At 71.3% G+C, this 14159-nt stretch carries 14 protein-coding genes and 1 tRNA gene; 4 read left to right on the top strand and 11 right to left on the bottom strand.

Annotated features, from left to right (window positions below; all coding sequences use genetic code 11):
* Window positions 1-259: 259 nt before the first annotated feature.
* The 6 genes from ABIA32_RS19185 to ABIA32_RS19210 form a co-directional block, all read right to left on the bottom strand.
* Window positions 260-1450, bottom strand: coding sequence for a hypothetical protein (locus ABIA32_RS19185; RefSeq protein WP_370096720.1), 1191 nt, complete (start codon window positions 1448-1450; stop codon window positions 260-262).
* Between the two features lie 266 nt (window positions 1451-1716).
* Window positions 1717-2127 carry a hypothetical protein gene (locus tag ABIA32_RS19190; protein ID WP_370096722.1) on the bottom strand — a complete coding sequence of 137 codons (411 nt, stop codon included), beginning with the start codon at window positions 2125-2127 and terminating at the stop codon, window positions 1717-1719.
* Between the two features lie 187 nt (window positions 2128-2314).
* Window positions 2315-2869: a Clp protease N-terminal domain-containing protein gene (locus ABIA32_RS19195; protein WP_370096724.1), complete on the bottom strand. Its 555-nt coding sequence runs from the start codon at window positions 2867-2869 to the stop codon at window positions 2315-2317.
* Between the two features lies 1 nt (window position 2870).
* Window positions 2871-3122 (bottom strand): hypothetical protein, encoded by a 252-nt coding sequence (locus tag ABIA32_RS19200; protein ID WP_370096726.1) that lies wholly within the window; start codon window positions 3120-3122, stop codon window positions 2871-2873.
* A 105-nt stretch (window positions 3123-3227) separates the two neighbouring features.
* The gene (locus ABIA32_RS19205; RefSeq protein ID WP_370096728.1) at window positions 3228-4322 is read right to left on the bottom strand and encodes an alpha/beta hydrolase; all 1095 of its coding nucleotides are present in this window, start codon (window positions 4320-4322) and stop codon (window positions 3228-3230) included.
* Between the two features lie 151 nt (window positions 4323-4473).
* Complete coding sequence (locus ABIA32_RS19210; RefSeq protein ID WP_370096730.1) at window positions 4474-5178, bottom strand: M23 family metallopeptidase; 705 nt, start codon at window positions 5176-5178, stop codon at window positions 4474-4476.
* A gap of 381 nt (window positions 5179-5559) precedes the next feature.
* Between ABIA32_RS19210 and ABIA32_RS19215 the strand changes: the two genes are divergently transcribed.
* Window positions 5560-6195 (top strand): VIT family protein, encoded by a 636-nt coding sequence (locus tag ABIA32_RS19215; RefSeq protein ID WP_370096992.1) that lies wholly within the window; start codon window positions 5560-5562, stop codon window positions 6193-6195.
* Window positions 6196-6239: 44 nt separating this feature from the next.
* A tRNA-Asp gene (locus ABIA32_RS19220) sits at window positions 6240-6313 on the top strand.
* A gap of 257 nt (window positions 6314-6570) precedes the next feature.
* Here ABIA32_RS19220 and bldC read toward each other — a convergent pair.
* Complete coding sequence (gene bldC, locus ABIA32_RS19225) at window positions 6571-6777, bottom strand: developmental transcriptional regulator BldC (protein ID WP_033321412.1); 207 nt, start codon at window positions 6775-6777, stop codon at window positions 6571-6573.
* 631 nt (window positions 6778-7408) lie between these two features.
* Complete coding sequence (locus ABIA32_RS19230; RefSeq protein WP_370096732.1) at window positions 7409-8362, bottom strand: hypothetical protein; 954 nt, start codon at window positions 8360-8362, stop codon at window positions 7409-7411.
* A 191-nt stretch (window positions 8363-8553) separates the two neighbouring features.
* Between ABIA32_RS19230 and ABIA32_RS19235 the strand changes: the two genes are divergently transcribed.
* Together ABIA32_RS19235 and ABIA32_RS19240 are read left to right on the top strand one after the other, a co-directional pair.
* Window positions 8554-9681, top strand: coding sequence for a Glu/Leu/Phe/Val dehydrogenase dimerization domain-containing protein (locus ABIA32_RS19235; protein ID WP_370096734.1), 1128 nt, complete (start codon window positions 8554-8556; stop codon window positions 9679-9681).
* Window positions 9682-10035: 354 nt separating this feature from the next.
* A complete protein-coding gene (locus ABIA32_RS19240; RefSeq protein ID WP_370096736.1) occupies window positions 10036-10290 on the top strand; it encodes a DUF3073 domain-containing protein in 255 nt (84 codons plus the stop codon).
* Between the two features lie 236 nt (window positions 10291-10526).
* Here ABIA32_RS19240 and purM read toward each other — a convergent pair whose 3' ends face one another.
* From purM to ABIA32_RS19255, 3 genes are all read right to left on the bottom strand, one after another.
* Window positions 10527-11606: a phosphoribosylformylglycinamidine cyclo-ligase gene (gene purM, locus ABIA32_RS19245; protein ID WP_370096738.1), complete on the bottom strand. Its 1080-nt coding sequence runs from the start codon at window positions 11604-11606 to the stop codon at window positions 10527-10529.
* Between the two features lie 52 nt (window positions 11607-11658).
* The gene (purF, locus tag ABIA32_RS19250) at window positions 11659-13233 is read right to left on the bottom strand and encodes an amidophosphoribosyltransferase (RefSeq protein WP_370096740.1); all 1575 of its coding nucleotides are present in this window, start codon (window positions 13231-13233) and stop codon (window positions 11659-11661) included.
* A 90-nt stretch (window positions 13234-13323) separates the two neighbouring features.
* Window positions 13324-14124 (bottom strand): sterol carrier family protein, encoded by an 801-nt coding sequence (locus ABIA32_RS19255; protein ID WP_370096742.1) that lies wholly within the window; start codon window positions 14122-14124, stop codon window positions 13324-13326.
* Between the last annotated feature and the right edge of the window lie 35 nt (window positions 14125-14159).

Raw genomic sequence — 14159 nt, forward strand, 5'->3', positions numbered from 1 at the left:
GGACTGATCTGAGGTGCCGCCAGGCGCAGCTCAGGAGGCACCACCCATGGACCCGGAGCACTTCGCACTCCTCGAAGAACCTTCCGAGTCAGGCCCTGGAGACGACGGACAATCAGGTCCCCGCTGAGATGGCCGAGATCGCGGTGGAACTGGTCTCACCCTCCAACCCGGAGAACGACTGGGTCGGCTTCGGACGCGGACCGCCCGGAACCCCTCGTGCGGGGTTCCGGGCGGTCGAGCGAGCCGGCTAGCTGATCGGTCAGCCGTCGTTGCGGTCGCCGCGGGAGTCGCGGGAGTCGCGGGACAGGAAGAGCAGGCCCTTCGGGCTGACCAGCTTGATGCCGGTGGCGACCGGGGTAGCCACGCCGGTGCGGGTGTCGACGACCTCGAGCGCCGCGACGTTCGGCAGGTCGCCGGCCTTCGGGGCGGGCTGGGAGGCGAAGAGCGTGCCGGGGCGGAAGCCGCGGGTGTCGGCCTCGTAGATCTTGCCGGCCTTCTGGTCGACCACGAAGAGGACGCCCACGCCGCCGGCCGGGACGATGTCGTCCAGCTGCGGGGTGGCCGCGTCCTTGCCCGTGGCGCCCACGTTGGTCAGGTTCAGCACGCTGAGGCTCGGACGCTTGTCCTTGAGGCCGGAGACGAAGACCAGCTTGCTGTCGGCCTGCGCGTCCTGGATCAGCGTGCCACCGTCGCGGCCGGGCACCCAGCGGTTGGAGTCGGGGTCGGTCAGGCCGAGCTTCTCGGTCTTCGGGCCGCCCTTGACCGGGTTCATGATGCGGGCGGTGTCGTTGACGCCGTAGACACGGGCGAGCTTCGCCGTGGTGCCCTGCAGGGTGAGCGTGAAGGTGGCGGCGGTGTTGTTCGCGCCCGGAAGCGAGACGTCCGGGTTGGAGTGCGCCACGTAGATCGTGCCGTCGGCCGCGACCGAGAGGGCGTCGGTGCCGCCGTTGACGCCGTCCGAGCCCTTCTGCGCCGGGCTCGGGCTGTAGTGGAAGTGCGTGACGACGGCCGACGTCCTGGTCGGCGTGATGGTGTAGAAGGTCGAGTTGAGGTCCTCGTTCACCGTCACCAGCAGGCGGTGGTGGCGCGCGTCGGCCGTCAGGCCGTCGACGCGGCCGGGCAGCACCCAGTGGCGCACGACCTTGCCGGTGCGCAGCTCGAAGCCGACGATGTCGGTCTTGCTGCCGGCCGGGGTGCCGTCGGCGGCGGCGTTGTTCTGGAAGGCGGCGTAGAGCACGTCGCCCAGGCGGGTGAGGTCGTCCGGGTTCTTGTAGCCGGCGGGGGCGGAGGCGAACAGACGCAGCTTCAGCGCCGGCGCGGCCGGCTGGTGCGCCTTCGCGGGCGCGGGCTTCGCGGCGCTGTCGGCCATCGCGGCGGGAACGGCCACGGCGGTGACGGCGGCGACCGCCGTCGCGACACCGAGGGCGGTGCGCAGGGTGCGCAAAGACATGAGTCACTCCAGCGAGCTTCATGGAGGCAGTGCCCCGGCAGCCGCCGGGTCCGCGGTAACCCTGAACGACCGCCGGACACCCGGGCAAGGGCCGCGTCCCGGTTCTGCAGCACTGTTCACCCAAGCGCCGCCGCCCCGTCGCCCGCGCGCCACTCTGGGCGGCGGAGCGGACCGCCCGTCAGCCCCCTCCGTCGCCCCCGTTCCGTCGCGTCCGCGCCGCTGGAACGGGGGGCTGACAGGCGGGCGTCAGGCGGGCGACGGGTGGGCTACCGCGCGCGCAGGGCGAGGCGGGCGCAGAGGGCCGCGATCGGCAGTTCGAGCAGCAGCGCCAGCAGCCAGGCCTGGCTGAGCTCGGCGCCGTGCGAGGTCATCACGTCGAACCAGGCGTCCGTCAGCAGCAGAGCCGCCGTCGCGCCGGCGGTCACCGCGGCGCGCCCGTCGCCGCGGCGGAGCAGCAGGCCGGTGGAGATCAGGCCCGCCGCCTCCAGGACGTCCAGGCCCACCCAGGACCACTCCCCCGACGCGGCCAGCACGCCCATCCACGGCACCAGGGCCAGCCCTATCACGACCAGGACCGTCGGCAGGCCGGGCAGCTTCGGCAGACCGGGCAGCGCCGGCAGAGTCGCCGTACGCGCCGGGAACCCCACGCCACCCTGTATCGCGACCGAGCTCGCCATGACTCCCCCTCAGACCTTCTGCACCGTCAGCCCGTCTGTCGGGCACAGTGATCAGCCTGCTCGGATCGGCACGCGAAATCGGTAGCTCCTACCGCCGACTTGGGGGTGGTGCCAGCTACACCTCCGGCCGGGAGCAAGATACAGACGGGGGTGCAGCCAGCCGCAGCGCAGGGCGTGTTCCGTGAGGTCAGGACCCGTCGGCGAGGCGGGTGAGCACGGCAGGGCGCAGGGCGTCCGCGTCGACGTCGAGGGCGGCGAGCACGTCGACCGCGGCGGGCTCGGGCGGGCTGGGCCCGACCGCGAGCAGGGCGAGCAGCATGTGCTCGGTGCCGAAGCGCTCGTGGCCGAGGGCCTTCGCCTCGCGCAGCGTCTGGACCAGGGCCGCCTTCGCGTGCTCGGTGTAGGCGGGGCGCGGGAACTGGAAGGCGCCCTCGCCGAAGTTGTCGTCCGCGCGGCGCTGGATCTCGGTGACATCGATGCCGAGCGACGCCAGCGCGTCCCTCGCCTGCTGGCCGCCGCCGGACTTGATCCCCGCCGCGTCGAGCAGGCGGACCGTCACCTCGCGGGCGCGGTCGAGCTCGACGCCGCTCTCGGCCAGGAGCGCGCCTGCGGTGGCCTCGGGCACGGCGACGAGACCGAGCAGCAGGTGCTCGGTGCCGATGAAGTCGTAGCCGAGCGCGACCGCCTCGTCCTGCGCCGCGACGATGGACCGCTTCGCGCGGTCGGTGAATTGATCGAACACGTCAGTTCTCCTTGCCCGTGGCCTTGCGCCTGCTCGCGTGCTTCTCGTGCACCGACTGTCGGCTGACCTGCAGCGCGGTCGCGATGCTCTGCCAGGTCCAGCCCTGCTCCCGCGCGTTGTCGACGTGCAGGCGCTCCAACTCTTCCAGCAGCCGACGCAGCGCGACGACGGCGCTGAGCCCGACGGCCGGATCCTTGCCCGTGACCTGACCGAGCAGATCGGCGGCCGGGCTCTCCTTCTCGGAAGGTCCCATGCGTGTCAGGGTAGCCTGACACGCATGGCAGCTGTCAAGGAATCCTGACAGCACGGCACGGGTGTGAACGAACGAGGGGCCGGACGGACGACTACAGGGCCGGGCTCAGCCGAACTGGCGGGAGAGCCAGGCGAGCGCGTCGGGGAGCATGGTCCGCCAGACGTCGGTGGTGTGGCCGCCGCGGGCGACCGTCAGCAGCTGGTTGGGACCGGGCGTGTGCAGGACCGCCAGCAGCGCCTTCGCGTCGGGGACGGTCCCCGGGTCCTGCGCGCTGCCGGCCATCAGCAGGGCGATGTCGGGCTGCCGCTTCTCGTGCTTGAGCAGCGCGTAGGGGTTGTTCGCGCGGGCCAGCGCCGGATCCTTGAGCACCAGCGGCGCCTCGGGCGCGTTGTAGCCGGAGAGGCTGACCGCCGCGTGGAAGGTGCCGGGGTGCTGGACGGTGAGGTTGACCGCGCAGTACGCGCCCGCCGAGTAGCCCATCAGCGCCCAGTCGCGCGCGCCGTGCGCGGTGCGGAAGTTGGCCGCGATCAGCTGCGGCACGTCCTGGTCCAGCCAGGTCGCGGTCTTCGCCGCGCCCGGCACGTCCGCGCAGCCGGGGTCGACGCCGCCGGGCAGCACGTTGAGCTTGGCCGAGACGAGGATCATCGGCTTGACCTTGCCCGCGGCCAGCAGCGGCGCGATCGCGTCCTGGACCTTCATCGAGCCGAACCAGGCCTGCGGCGTCCCTGGGGTGCCTGGCAGCAACTCGACGACAGGGAAGTCGGTGTGCGCGTAGGCGGGGTCGTTGTACTGCGGCGGGAGCCAGACGTAGAGGCTGCCGACGACCCCGGAGGCCGAACCGCGCGCGGTGGTCTGCAGTACGCCCGGCAGATAGGTCTTGAAGCGCAGCTTCTCGCCGGTCTGCCCCGGAGCGCCGCCGTTCGAGGCGCCGCCCGCGACGTTGGTGGCGGTCGCGGACTGGTTGGCGGCACCGCCGAAGAGGTCTTCCCAGTTGTCGTAGAAGGGCCCCATCGTGTTGTTCACGTAGACCAGCACCACGACCACGGCGGCGACCTGGCTGAACATCGTCGCGCCGAGCCGTCCCGCGTAACGGACCGGACGCGGCCCGGGTATCCGGTTCCAGACGAAGGCCAGCAGGGCCATCGCCGCCACCAGCACCAGGAGGGTGACGGCGAAGAACGGCGTCCCGGTCAGGCTCATGAGGACCTCTGCTTGTGCGCGTACCGCGTGGCTCACGCGTCCACGCCCGGCGCAGCGTATCTGGGAGCAGGCTGGGAGTTCCCGGCGGGGCGGCAAACTCTTCCCGAACCTTCACTGGACCGCACTGCGGTCGGGGCGGCAGCCTGAGCTGTCAGAGGCGGCAGCCATGGGCACGGAGGTAGGTCAAGGGGTCGACGACCGCGCCGTACTCGTTGCGGGTGCGGATCTCGAAGTGCAGGTGGGGACCGCGGGTGTGGCCGGTGTCGCCGGAGAGGCCGACCTGCTGTCCGGCCGCCACCCGCTCGCCGGTGCGGACGTCCAGGCGAGACATGTGCGCGTAGAGCGCGAAGTGCCCGTCGGGCAGGCGCAGCACCACCCAGTTCCCGTAGGCGCCACCCCAGCCCGCGACCTCGACGGTCGCCCGCGCGACGGCGAGCAGCGGTGTTCCGGTGAAGACCGCGAAGTCGACACCCGTGTGATAGCCGGCGGCGTACTCGGAGTCGGGCACGCCGAAGACCTGGCTGATCCGGGCCCCCAGCGCGGGGCTGAACCAGTCGGGCGCCGGCAGGGGCACCGGCACCGGCCAGGCGGGGACCGGCGGCCGGTCGTCGAACAGTCCCTCGGCGAAGCGCAGCCGCCCACGCCCGCGCACGAGGGATTCGCCGCGCAGCGCCGCGTCCTGGGCGAGGGACGCGAGCGACACCGGACGCGACGGCCGCACTCCGCCCGCGCCGCCTACTCCTCCGGCCGCGCCCGCCCAGCCCGTCGCGACCGGGTGCGCCCCCGACGGCGCGAACATCGCGGGCAGCAGCGCGCCGACGCCGACGGTGAGCACGGCGCCCCACCCGGTCCGCACGGACCGCACCGGCCGCGCGAGAGCGGCGGGGGCGGAAGGAGCAGCCGAACCGGCGGGACCGGCCGGACGCAGGGGGTCCGGAGGACGCACGGGATCGACCGGACGCGGGAGGGTCCGGTGCGGACCGGCGAGGAGAGGCACACGCAACGTCTACCGGGCCCGACCCGGCGCGGCCAAAGTCCCGTCAGCCGTTCGGACCATTGATCGGCTCGGCCGATTTCGGCGGGTTGCCCGCCGGCCCGGCGCCTGCCGGGCCAGACTGCGGGTGTGAGCAGCGACGATCAGTCCCGCACGCCCTCCCCCGCCCCCTCCGGCGGGCATCCGGGCGAACCGCACCACGGGAACGGGCTCGGCAGCCGCCTCAACTGGCTCCGGGCCGGCGTGCTGGGCGCCAACGACGGGGTGGTCTCGACGGCCGGTCTGGTCGTCGGCGTGGCCGGGGCGGCCGGCTCCTCCAGCGAGCTGCTGACGGCCGGTCTGGCCGGGCTGCTCGCGGGCTCGATGTCGATGGCCGCCGGCGAGTACGTCTCGGTGAGCACCCAGCGCGACTCCGAGCGCGCCGCGCTGGACCAGGAGCGCCGCGAGCTGGCCAGGACCCCGGAGGCGGAGCTCACGGAGCTGACCGGGCTCTACGTCGCCAAGGGCCTCACCGAGGAGCTCGCCCACCAGGTGGCCGTCCAGCTCACCGCCCACGACGCGCTGGCCGCGCACGCCGAGACCGAGCTCGGGATCGACCCGAACGAGCTCACCAACCCCTGGCACGCCGCCGGTGCCAGCTTCCTCGCCTTCACCGTCGGGGCGCTGCTGCCGCTGCTGGCGATCGTGCTGCCGCCGACCTCGGCCCGGGTGCCGGTCACGGTCGCGGCGGTGATCGCCGCGCTCGTGGTGTGCGGCTGGATCAGCGCCAGGCTCGGCGGGGCGCGGGTCCCGCCGGCCGTGGCGCGCAACGTGGCGGGCGGCGCGCTGGCCATGGCGATCACCTACGCGGCAGGCCTGCTGCTCAACGCCTCTTCCTGATTCGACCGGGGCCGCCGGGATGCAGTACAGTCCTACTTGTTCCTGGCTCCGTGGAGCAGTTGGTTAGCTCGCCACCCTGTCAAGGTGGAGGTCGCGGGTTCAAGTCCCGTCGGAGTCGCAGTAAAGATCAGCCCGGATCCACTCGGATCCGGGCTGATCTGTTGTCCGGGACCACCTCTGTGGCTGCCGCGAACCGGTGTGACGGGCATCACTTAACTCATCTTGACGTCGGCTCACGTTCGACCCGCCTCCGGGCCCGCTCATTTTATATGTGCAATTGCACAGCCGGCCAGCGAATTCCGGACACAAAAAACGGCTGCACCGGACCCGGCGGAGTCCGGTGCAGCCGAAAGCTTCTCTACTCGATCAGCCCTTTTAAGCCTCAGTACGCTGCTGCGGAATGCCCGCAAGCAGTGCACGCACCTCCGCCTCGCGGTAGCGGCGGTGCCCACCAAGCGTTCGGATCGACGTGAGCTTGCCTGCCTTGGCCCAGCGAGTGACCGTCTTCGGGTCAACGCGGAACATGGTGGCGACCTCAGCCGGCGTCAGCAGGGGTTCGGCATCAGGGGTACGAGCGGTCATGAGCGGCCTCCTCGGGAGAACCGAACCAACACGGTTCTTTCCTAGAAATTCTGCACCTTGGCATGCGATGCCCGAAATGGCCATCGGCTACCAAGTCGGTAATAGGACGAACGGCTTGTCCTTGGCACTACAACTACACCATCCGTCCAGTCCAATCAGCCAAACCGGCGGAATTGACCCCTGCGGGGCCAAGCTCCACGGATGACGATGGACCGTGTCATAACGGACAGTCGCCGCAAAGCGACCCTCCGTCACAGCACTCCAGACCCCCCGCTTCCCCCGCGAAGGCCCTCAAGGTCCGCAGAACCACTCCAATGTGGGCACAGTGGTCTGCAGTGAGGCTGGTTGTCCTATTTTGACACCCAGTGCGGCCTTCGAGTCAACGGTGAGTCACATCACGTTGATGGGGGATTGACCCGATCCGGGACGTAGGTCCCATGTGGAGAGGGGATAAGCACCCGTGTGACGTCTGAGGAGATGGTGCCACGCATGTCCGACAGGTCCCCTGGATGCCCGCTGGCGTGATCGGTCGTGGCGGAAGTCCGCCAGTGACCCAGTGCTTCGGTGAGGAACCTGTGCCTGACCTGTGCGGACTCGGCGAAAGCGCCGCCGAAGCAGCCAGCGGACCAGGTCAGTTCGCGTACTGGAGCTCCTGGACGCGGCGCCAACGCTCCGTCAGGGAGCGGTAGCAGCGGCCAGCCCGGACCGGGTCACCGGCGCGCAGCGCGGCCACGCCCTGGGCCACCTCCTCCGCCGAGCGGTCCCCGGCCAGACCCTGCTCCGGGATCGCGTGCACCAGGCCGCCGTAGTCGAGTTCGACCAGCGAACGCGGGTGGAACTCCTCCAGCCAGCGGCCGACCTCCTCCACGCCGTCGACCAGCGGGCCGTCGTCCAGGGTCTCCCGCAGCACCCGGAAGCCGCGCGCGACCCGGCGCCTGGCCTGCGCCATCGGCGTGCGGTAGCGCAGCACGGGCGCCGTGCGCCGCTTTGCGCCCGCTTCGTCCTCCTGTGCGCCCGCCGAACGGGGCTCTGCCTCGGGAGCCACGCGGCCCTCCGGGGCCGCCGACCGGCCCTCCAGCGGGGCTTCGGAGAGCTCCGAGGGGATGTACTCGCGCTCCTCGTCGCCGAAGAGCAGGAACCAGCGGACCGGGATGTTCCAGGTGCTGGTCAGGATCCACGGCCGCCCGTCGGGGTGCTGCGCCCGCCAGCGGTCCCAGTCCGACTCCGCCTGCGCCCGGACGACCGGCGGCACCACGGCGTCCAGCAGCGGCAGCGGCAGCTCCTCGGTCAGCTCGGCCAGCGCGAGCCAGCTGCGCAGTCGAGTCCGCCACGGGCAGAGGTAGAGAACCCCGTCCGCCTCGTGCACGAAGGCGTCCCTGCTCTCCTGCTCCGGCACCGCGAGGGGCGGCGTGCCGATCAGGTCCGCCAGCCGACCCCGGTGCTCGTCGACCGCGCCCGGCCGCGGACGCTGCGCGGCGTAGCCCTGCCAGTACGAGCGCTCCGGCTCCGCGAACGCCACCAGCGGCTCGTAGACGCGCAGATATGCGGCGTAGGGGGGATGCACCGAGGTCCGCAGCGTAGGCACCCTCGCATCGTCGCACGCCGAGCCCTCGCTGCGGCCCGGAAGTGCGGGGTCCGTTCCACGGCCCTGTGGCTGACCCCGAGGCGCTCCTCACGTGGGGAGCCCGTACCGCTGGGCGCGGTGGCAGTTCTAGGCTTCAGACAGAACGTCCGCACCACAGCAAGCGGACGCGAGTCGACAATGGAGTCACCACCGTGACCGATGTCAGTGAGCGATCCGGCGTACTCAGCCGAATCTTCTCGAGCGACGCCACCGCGGCGCCCGGCGACAGCCATGAGCAGGTCGTCCTGTGCCACGACCGCGACACCGGCCTGAAGGCCGTCATCGCGATCCACTCCACCGCTCTGGGCCCCGCCCTCGGCGGTACCCGGTTCCACCCCTACGCGACCGAGGAGGAGGCCGTCCAGGACGCCCTCAACCTCTCCCGCGGCATGTCCTACAAGAACGCACTGGCCGGGCTCGACCTCGGCGGCGGCAAGGCCGTCATCATCGGCGACCCGACCAAGATCAAGACCGAGGCGCTGCTCCGCGCCTACGGCCGCTTCGTGCAGTCCCTCGGCGGCCGCTACGTCACCGCCTGCGACGTCGGCACCTACGTCGCCGACATGGACGTCATCGCCCGCGAGTGCGACTACGTCACCGGCCGCTCCCCCGAGTACGGCGGCGCGGGCGACTCGTCCGTGCTGACCTCCTTCGGCGTCTTCCAGGGCATGCGCGCCGCCGCCCAGCACCGCTGGGGCACGCCGAGTCTGACGGGCCGCCGGGTCGGCGTGGCCGGCATCGGCAAGGTCGGCCACTACCTGGTCGAGCACCTGGTGAACGACGGCGCGCAGGTCGTGGTGACGGACGTCCGCGAGGACGCGGTGAACCGCGTCAGGGCCGCCCACCCCGGCATCGAGGTCGTGGCCGACACCGAGGCGCTGATCCGCGCGAACCTGGACGTCTACGCCCCCTGCGCGCTCGGCGGCGCGCTGAACGACGAGACGGTCCCGGCCCTGACCGCGACGATCGTCTGCGGCGCGGCGAACAACCAGCTGGCGCACCCTGGCGTCGAGAAGGACCTGGCCGACCGTGGCATCCTCTACGCGCCCGACTACGTGGTGAACGCCGGTGGCGTGATCCAGGTCGCGGACGAGATCGAGGGCTTCGTCTTCGAGCGGGCCAAGGCCAAGGCCGCGAAGATCTTCGACACCACGCTGGAGATCTTCGCCCTCGCCGAGTCGGACGGCGTCCCGCCGGCGGTCGCCGCGGACCGCCTCGCCGAGCGCCGGATGGCCGAGGTCGGCCGCCTCCGGACGATCCTGCTGCCGCGGGCCCGCTAGCCGCGGACGCCGCGCAGGAGATACCCCCGGACGGGAACCGCGTTCTCACCTGACGCCCCCGTCCGGGGGATACCCCTTGCCCGTACGGGGGATAATCGTGTCGGAACGGTCACTGCGGACGCGCGGCGCCCACTCCCGTGCCTGCCCCATTTTGCGGCTCTGACCTGCATCAATATGGTTACAACCCGGGGTGTTGTGCGCCACGTCGCACAGGCGGCGTACCGTACGGCGCTGTAAGCAGGTACCGTTGTTGCTCTAAGGACCGGCTCTCTCACTTCAGCGAGGAGCCGTTCCGAATCATGAACGCGTGACAAGACTCGGAGCCAGGAGCTCCGTCGTTGAGGGGGTCGAGCCATGGGGCGCGGCCGGGCCAAGGCCAAGCAGACAAAGGTCGCCCGCCAGCTGAAGTACAACAGCGGCGGCTTCGACGCGTCGCGCTTGGCCAATGAGCTGGGCGTTGCGTCAACGGACGAAACGGTCAATCCGGAGCCGTTCGATGACGACGAGGAAGAGGACGACGATCCTTACGCCTCGTACGCACAGCTGTACAACAACGTGGACGACGAAGAAGACGACGTGGACGAGAGCCCCTCTCGCAAACGAGCCTGACGTCACCACCACCTGAAACGACGAAGCCGACCGGGCGATATGCCTGGTCGGCCCTTCGTCGTTCCTGCTCAGTTGTGGGCAAGCCGGGAAGTTGCACTACCAAGGGGCGCGGGGAACTGCGCGACAAGCCACCGGCATGCGAATGGTCCTCAACGCGCAGGGCCATCCGCACAGGGTGGTTGTTCGCGCAGTTCCTCGCGCCCCCCGGGAAGTGCAACTTCCCGGCTTGCCCTAAGTCAGGCGTAGCTGCCATAGAGCGCCGCGCCGCCGCCGTTCGCGTAGGCGTCCGCGCGGGCGACGATGTCGCCCAGGAGCCAGGCTTCCACGTCGCGGTCCTCCAGGACCGCCAGGACGGTGTCCACGGACTCCTGCGGCACGACCGCAACCATGCCGATGCCCATGTTCAGCGTCTTCTCGATCTCCAGCGTCTCCATCCGGCCCACCTCGGCCACCGTCTGGAAGACCGGCATCGGCGTCCACGTGCCGCGGTCCAGGCGGGCGTGCAGGCCGTCCGGGATGACCCGGGCCAGGTTGGCGGCGAGCCCGCCGCCCGTCACGTGGGAGAACGCGTGGATCTCGGTCGCCCGCGCCAGCGCCAGGCAGTCCAGCGAGTAGATCCGCGTCGGCTCCAGCAGCTCCTCGCCCAGCGTCCGGCCGAACTCCTCGACCTTGCGGTCCAGCTTCCAGCCCGCCTCGTTCAGCAGCACGTGCCGGACCAGCGAGTAGCCGTTCGAGTGCAGGCCCGACGCCGCCATCGCGATGACCACGTCGCCCGCGCGCACCCGGTGCGCGCCCAGCAGGGCGTCCGCCTCGACCACGCCCGTGCCCGCGCCGGCCACGTCGTACTCGTCCGGGCCGAGCAGGCCCGGGTGCTCGGCGGTCTCGCCGCCGACCAGCGCGCAGCCGGCCAGGACGCAACCTTCGGCGATGCCCTTGACGATCTGCGCGACCCGCTCCGGGTGGACCTTGCCGACACAGATGTAGTCCGTCATGAAGAGCGGCTCGGCGCCGCAGACGACCAGGTCGTCCACGACCATTCCGACCAGGTCGTGCCCGATGGTGTCGTGCTTGTCCATGGCCGCGGCCAGCGCGACCTTGGTGCCGACCCCGTCCGTCGCGGTGGCCAGCAGCGGGCGCTCGTAGCGCTTGAACGCGCTGGCGTCGAAGAGCCCGGCGAAGCCGCCCAGGCCGCCGACGACCTCGGGGCGGGAGGTCTTGCCGACCCACTCCTTCATCAGCTCGACGGCCAGGTCCCCGGCCTCGATGGAGACGCCGGCTGCGGCGTAGGTGGCACCGGAGGTGGACTGGTCACTCACGGGACGGCCCTTTCGGGTCGGATCTGGAACAGCAGGAAACTTCGGGCGCGGCTCAGGGCCGCCGCAGCGCGTCGGCCGCGCCGGGGCCGCCGAGCAGCGTCTGCACGCCGTCGACGTCCGAGCGGTTGCCGCGCGTGGCCGGGGGCTGCTTGGCGGCGGAGATCTCCGCCTCCAGCAGGTGCTTGCCGAGCAGCTCGGGGTCGGGCAGCTCGACCGGGTAGACCCCGTCGAAGCAGGCCCGGCAGAGCCGGTCCTTGGGCTGGTCGGTGGCGGCGATCATGCCGTCGATGGAGATGTAGGCGAGCGAGTCCGCGCCCAGCGAGGAGGCGATCTCGTCGACCGACAGGCCGTTCGCTATCAGCTCGGCGCGGGTGGCGAAGTCGATGCCGTAGAAGCAGGGCCACTTGACCGGCGGCGAGGAGATCCGGATGTGGACCTCGGCCGCGCCCGCCTCGCGCAGCATCCGCACCAGCGCGCGCTGGGTGTTGCCGCGAACGATCGAGTCGTCCACGACGACCAGCCGCTTGCCGCGGATGACGTCCTTCAGCGGGTTCAGCTTCAGCCGGATGCCGAGCTGGCGGATGGTCTGGTTGGGCTGGATGAAGGTCCGGCCCACGTAGGCGTTCTTGACCAGGCCCGAGCCGAAGGGGATGCCACTGGCCTCGGCGTAGCCGATCGCGGCGGGGGTGCCGGACTCCGGAGTCGCTATCACCAGGTCGGCCTCGACCGGGGCTTCCTTGGCCAGCGTGCGGCCCATCTCGACGCGGGAGAGGTGCACGTTGCGACCGGCGATGGTGGTGTCCGGACGGGCCAGGTAGACGTACTCGAAGACGCAGCCCTTGGGCGCGGCCTCGGCGAAGCGGGAGGTCCGCAGGCCGTTCTCGTCCACGGCGATCAGCTCACCGGGCTCGACCTCGCGGATGAAGGAGGCGCCGACGATGTCGAGGGCGGCGGTCTCGGAGGCGACGACCCAGCCGCGCTCCAGCCGACCGAGCACCAGCGGGCGGATGCCCTGCGGGTCGCGGGCGGCGTAGAGGGTCTGCTCGTCCATGAAGACCAGCGAGAACGCGCCCTTGACCTGCGGCAGCACCTGACGGGCCGTCTCCTCGATGGAGAGGTCCGGCTGGCCGGCGAGCAGCGCGGTCAGCAGGTCGGTGTCGTTGGTGACGGCGGCCCGGCCGGAGCGGGAGACGTGCTCCTCGCCCGGCAGCTGGGCGACCAGCTGGGCCAGCTCGGCGGTGTTGACCAGATTGCCGTTGTGGCCGAGCGCGAGGCTGCCGTGCGCGGTGGCGCGGAAGGTCGGCTGGGCGTTCTCCCACACCGAGGAGCCGGTGGTGGAGTAGCGGCAGTGACCCACGGCGATGTGGCCCTGGAGGGAGTTGAGCGCGGTCTCGTCGAAGACCTGGGAGACGAGTCCCATGTCCTTGTAGACGAGGATCTGCGAGCCGTTGCTCACTGCGATTCCCGCGGACTCCTGTCCGCGGTGCTGCAGGGCGTACAGCGCGAAATAGCTGAGTTTGGCTACCTCTTCGCCGGGGGCCCAGACACCGAAGACACCGCAGGCGTCCTGGGGGCCCTTCTCGCCGGGGAGGAGGTCATGACTGAGTCTTCCGTCACCACGTGGCACAACAACGAGTCTAGGGCAGCGCGGCACGCCGGGCCGACGGCCCAAGATCGGGACGTCGACGGAGCGGTGCTGGACGCGCGTAGACCGGCCTCAGCCCATCACAGGCAGTAGCGAGGACAGATCACTGCGCTCACCACTGGCCGTGAGTTCCGCCACGTCCACCGCGTGGGCCCAGGTCGTCCGGCCGGTGGCCAGTCGGATCCACGGCAGCGGAGCGGTCTCCACGACGTTGGGCGGCGTTCCCCGGGTGTGCCGGGGGCCCTCGACACACTGGACGACGGCGAAGGGCGGAATCCGGAGCTCGACGGCCCCGCCGGGCGCCTGCGCGGCGAGCGCGTCGGCGAGCAGCCGGCAGACGGAGGCGAGGGCGTGCCGGTCGTGCGGGAAGTCACTGATCTTCAGCGCGTCGGCGAGGTCGTCGGCGTGGACGACGGTCTCGACCAGGCGGGTGACGATGTAGTCGTCCAGCAGCATGGCGCCGCGTCGGTACACGAGCCGCTGCTCGGGCCCGTAGTCGGCGTCCAGCACGGCGAGGGCGCCCTCGACGGACGCGACGAACGTCCGCCGGGGATCCCCGGCGGCAGCGCGCTCCTCGGCGTCCTCGGCGATGAGCGCGGCGGAGGTGCGAGTGCCGGCGGCCCAGTCGGCGAGGGTGCGCGCGGGCTGCCCGTCGTCGGGGGCGGCGAGGAAGCGCTGCAGCGCGTCGAGGCAGGTGGCCAGGTGGGCGACCAGCTCGCCGACGGTCCAGCTGCCGAGCCGGGTCGGCAGCGCGAGCTGCGCGTCGTCGAGCGGGACGACGACGCTGCGGATCGCCTCCGCCTGGGCGCGGAGCGCGGCGCGGGACTTGTGCCGGTCGTAGGTGCGGGCACGAGGGCGTGAGGCTGGCGGCATGTCAGGCACTGTAGCCAGTTGCACTCACCTTGGGG

Source organism: Streptacidiphilus sp. MAP12-20, from assembly GCF_041262525.1.
GTDB lineage: Bacteria > Actinomycetota > Actinomycetes > Streptomycetales > Streptomycetaceae > Streptacidiphilus.